The organism is Inquilinus sp. (assembly GCF_057815775.1).
Map to the genome: position 1 here is coordinate 1 of NZ_JBYRFX010000320.1, position 4,220 is coordinate 4,220.

Annotated in this window: 6 protein-coding genes; 4 read left to right on the forward strand and 2 right to left on the reverse strand. The window is 66.6% G+C overall.

The annotated features are described in order from the left end of the window. The 4 genes from AC3XYG_RS11310 to AC3XYG_RS11325 form a co-directional block, all read left to right on the forward strand. On the forward strand, window positions 1-261 hold a 261-nt coding region (locus AC3XYG_RS11310; RefSeq protein ID WP_489139930.1), incomplete at its 5' end, for a hypothetical protein. Between the two features lie 15 nt (window positions 262-276). Then, complete coding sequence (locus tag AC3XYG_RS11315; RefSeq protein WP_489139931.1) at window positions 277-1,194, forward strand: aminotransferase class IV; 918 nt, start codon at window positions 277-279, stop codon at window positions 1,192-1,194. Between the two features lie 14 nt (window positions 1,195-1,208). Then, complete coding sequence (locus tag AC3XYG_RS11320) at window positions 1,209-1,625, forward strand: RidA family protein (protein ID WP_489139932.1); 417 nt, start codon at window positions 1,209-1,211, stop codon at window positions 1,623-1,625. Further along, window positions 1,622-2,911: an aspartate aminotransferase family protein gene (locus tag AC3XYG_RS11325; protein WP_489139933.1), complete on the forward strand. Its 1,290-nt coding sequence runs from the start codon at window positions 1,622-1,624 to the stop codon at window positions 2,909-2,911. Before AC3XYG_RS11320 ends, AC3XYG_RS11325 begins: the two co-directional genes overlap by 4 nt. A gap of 49 nt (window positions 2,912-2,960) precedes the next feature. On the opposite strand, the gene AC3XYG_RS11330 is transcribed toward AC3XYG_RS11325, so the two are convergent. Beyond that, window positions 2,961-3,830 carry a MurR/RpiR family transcriptional regulator gene (locus tag AC3XYG_RS11330; RefSeq protein ID WP_489139934.1) on the reverse strand — a complete coding sequence of 290 codons (870 nt, stop codon included), beginning with the start codon at window positions 3,828-3,830 and terminating at the stop codon, window positions 2,961-2,963. A gap of 131 nt (window positions 3,831-3,961) precedes the next feature. Then, window positions 3,962-4,220, reverse strand: a 259-nt coding sequence (locus AC3XYG_RS11335; RefSeq protein WP_489139935.1) for a hypothetical protein, incomplete at its 5' end; no start/stop codon positions are given.

Genomic DNA, 4,220 nt, shown 5'->3' on the forward strand with positions numbered 1-4,220 from the left:
AGGTGCCTGGCGAAAACGTATCGGCTCTGGTGCTCGGTCTCACCGGTCACGAAGGCCTCCCATTTTTTTGTCGATGCGGGCCAGCGAGCAGGCCAGCCCGGCCGCCTCCGTCCCACGGATTGGCGTCCGCAGAAGATACAAATGATTTTATTTTTTATAAATAAAATGATTTTGTGTTTTTCTGGTTTCGACAGCGACTGGATTTGCGTACACATTTCTCCTCGGACCGACTCAAAAACACAAACGTATCTACGGGCGTGAAGCCGGAGGAGATAGATGGCTGCAGAAAAGCGCGTTGCGTATTTCAATGGCCGGTTCATGCCCGAGCGGGAGGTCTTGATCCCCTATCGCGACCTCAGCGCCCTCCGCGGCTACGGCGCCTTCGACCTGACCCGGACCTTTCTCGGGCGCCCCTTCAAGCTGAAGGAGCATGTCGAACGGCTGTATCGCTCGCTCAAATACCTCGAGATCGATTGCGGGCTGGGCTTCGACGCGATGATGGCGTTGAGCGAGGAGACGCTGGACCGCAACCGCCACCTGCTGACCGACCGGGAGGATTACTGGATCGGCCAACGCGTCAGCGCCGGCGTCCAGGCCGTCGGCGACGAGGGCTGGGACCATGTCGGCCCCAACGTCATCATCGAATGCTGCCCCTTGCCGATCGCTGGGCGGGCCAACCTGTTCCGCGACGGCATCATGGTGGTGACCCCCGCGACACCCCGCACCTCGGCCCGCGCGCTGAGCCCGCGCGCCAAGATGAACCAGTATCTGAACATGATCCTGGCCGGGAACGACGTGAAGCGCGTGAACCCTGGTGCCTGGGCCCTGCTGCTGGACGAGAACGGCCATCTGGCCGAAGGCGAAGGCAACAACATCTTCCTGGTGTCCGACGGCGTGCTGCTGACGCCTCGGTCGCAGAACATCCTGCCCGGCATCAGCCGCGCCACGGTGATCGAGATCGCCGGCGGCCTCGGCATCGAGGTCCGCGAGACGGATCTTGACCTGTTCGACGCGGCGATCGCCGACGAGATGTTCATCGCCTCGACCAGCCTGTGCCTGTGCCCGGTCTCATCCTTCAACGGCCGCCGTATCGGCACCGCCATCCCGGGCCCGGTGACGCAGCGCCTGACCACGGCCTATATCGACCTGGTCGGCTGCGATTTCGTCCAGCAGCATCTGCGCTGGCTGAATTGAGCCCTGGAGCGGACATGAAACGGCAGATCAATTCCGAGGGCGTCTATCGTCCGAACGCGCTGTTCTCGCATGCCATGGCCATCGATGGCGGCACGCTGGTCTGCTCGTCGGGCGTCCTGGCGCGCGATCCGGAGACGGGCCGGATCCTGCATCCCGGTGATGCGCAGCAGCAGACGCTGGCCTGCCTGGGCACGCTGGACACCGTGCTCCGCACCGCCGGTGGCAGCCTGGACAGCATCGTGAAGATGACGGTGTTCCTGCGCCATGCGCAGGATTACGACGCGATGAACGCGGCCCGCCGGGCCAGGCTCGCCGGCTGCGACTATGCCAGCTCGACCGTCATCGCCGGGCTGGTGGCCGAGGACGCGCTGGTCGAAATCGAGGTGATCGCGGTGGTTCCACGCACAACCGACGACCGGGTACAGCCATGAGCGCCGTCTTCCATCGCGATCTGGTGTCGCCGGTTCCGCGCGAGGCCGTGGCCGGCGACGGGGTCTATCTCATCGACCGCGACGGCAAGCGCTATCTCGACGGCAGCTCGGGGTCCGGCGTCTCCTGCCTCGGCCACAGCAACGCAGCCGTCCGCGCGGCGATGCGGCAGCAGATCGACACCCTGGCCTATGCGCACACGGCCTTCTTCACCAATGCCGCGCTCGAAGAGCTGTCCGCCCACCTCACCCGCGACGTGCAAGGGCTGAGCCATGCCTGGTTCACCAGCAGCGGCGCGGAGGCGACGGAGGCGGCGCTCAAGCTCAGCCGACAGTATTTCCTCGACATCGGCCAGCCCGATCGGGAGATCGTGATCGGGCGCCGCGGCGGCTATCTCGGCAGTTCGCTGGCCGCCCTTTCGGCCGGCGGCAACGCCACCCGCAAGGCGCCGTTCCTGCCGCTGCTGCCGACCAATGCGCGGCATATCGGGCCGACCTTCCCCTACCGGGGATTGCGCTCCGGCGAGACCATGGCCGAATACGGCCAGCGGACGGCCGGCGAGCTGGAGGACGCGATCCAGCAGATCGGCCCATCGCGGGTGGCAGCGTTCGTGGCCGAGACGGTGGTGGGATCGACGCTGGGCGCGGTCGCGGCACCGGACGGATATTTCCGCGAGATCCGGCGCATCTGCGACCGCCACGGCCTGCTGCTGATCCTGGATGAGGTGATGTGCGGCATGGGCCGGGTCGGCACTCAATTCGCCTTTAGCCAGGAGGGGATCGAACCCGACATCGTGCTGCTGGGCAAGGCGCTGGCGGGCGGATATGCCCCCCTGGGCGCGGTGGTCGTGAGCCCCGCGATCCACGCGGCGATCAGAGCCGGGACCGGCTTTTTCCGGCACGGGCACAGCTTCCACGGCCACGCCCTCGCCTGCACCGCGGGCTTGGCGGTCCAGCGCGAGATCGATCGGCTGGACCTCTATCCCCGCATCCGGGCGGCCGGCCTGGCGCTGTCAGCCCTGCTGCACGAGGCCTTCGCCGACCATCCCCATGTCGGCGACATCAGGGGACGCGGCCTGATGCAGGGCATCGAGCTGGTGGCCGACCGGGCGTCAAAGACGATCTTCGACCCGTCGGACCAGGTGCATGCCAGGCTGTCCGCCCATGCGATGGATTTCGGCCTGATCTGCTATGCCACCAGCGGATCGGCCGACGGCCAGGTCGGCGAACCACGTCATGCTGATGCCGCCCTTCATCGTGGAGCCGCATCACCTCGAAGAGCTGGTTGAGAAGCTCAAGCTCGCCCTGTCACGAACCTTTTCCCAGGCCTGAACGGCGTCAGTCCTCAACGAACGTGTCGAAGCCGCGGTAGAAGGTTTCGTTCCGCTTCATCGCATCGACGATCTCATCGCCGACCTTGAGCACGATGACGGCGATCAGGGCCTGGACGACGGACAGGGTCGAAACGACAGACGACAGCAGCGCCGAGGGGCTGGCCGTCAGCACCAGCTTGACGTCTGAGAAGGCGACGGTCGGCGCCAGCGGGCTGTCGACGATCGAGATCACCTTGGCGCCCGCATCCTTGGCGAAGCGGGCGATGCGCAGCGTGTCCTTGGAATAGCTGCGGTGCGACAGCACCACCACGGCATCCTCGGGGCCGGCGTCGCGCACCTCGTCGCCCAGCGACCCGCCGCGGCCTTCCACCAGGACCGAATTGGTCGCGTACATCCGGCAGCTGTAGTCGAGGAAGAACGCCGCCGAATGCAGGCTGCGCAGGCCGACGATGTAGACCCGCCGGGCGGCGAGCATGATGTCGGCCGCCGCCACCAGATCGGCGGTCTTGATGGCGGCCGCCGTGGCCTGCACGTCGGCCAGTTCCCGGGCGAACACATCGGCCACGGTTTCGTCCAGCCGGCCGCTCTTGCCCTTGGCGCGCAGCCCCTGGACGCGCGACCGCATCGAGTTGCTCTGCGTGCTCAGCCACTGGCGGAACGGATCCCGGAATTCGTTGTAGCGCTCGAACCCCAGCTCGCGCACCAGCCGCATCAGGCTGGAGGGGTGCACATCGGCCAGATCGGACACCTGGCGCAGCGAATGCAGCGCGACCTTTTCCGGGTTCTCGCGGACATAGCGGGCCGCAACGCGCAGCTGCTTCGGATACCCCTCGAACGCCGCATCGATCTTGCTGTTGATATCGTCCAGGCTCATCCGTCGCCCACTGCGTTGCGGCATCGTCAGCGGGCGGACCGGGCCCGCTGAGACGACCAGTCCGCCCAGTGTCCGACAGCTTGCGGCGAGCGGTCGAGGGCATTCCGCGCCCGACCGCTCATTTCTCCAGACTACGCCTGCGATCCCTGGTCGCTCGCCGAGAAACAGGGCGCCTCCCCGGCATTGTCGTAGACCCTCCAGTCCAGCGACGCCGCCCCGACATGGAACACCGCGACGGCCAGGGTGTAGGAGCTGTCCTCAGGGTCCCGCCGGTACACTGGCGATGCGGGGTTGTCCTTGTCCCACAGCACGGACAGGGGATCGAGCCGGCTGTCGTCGCCATGGCCGGCGATGATCTCGCGGCCGCGCTGCAGCCGGGCGCGCGACGAC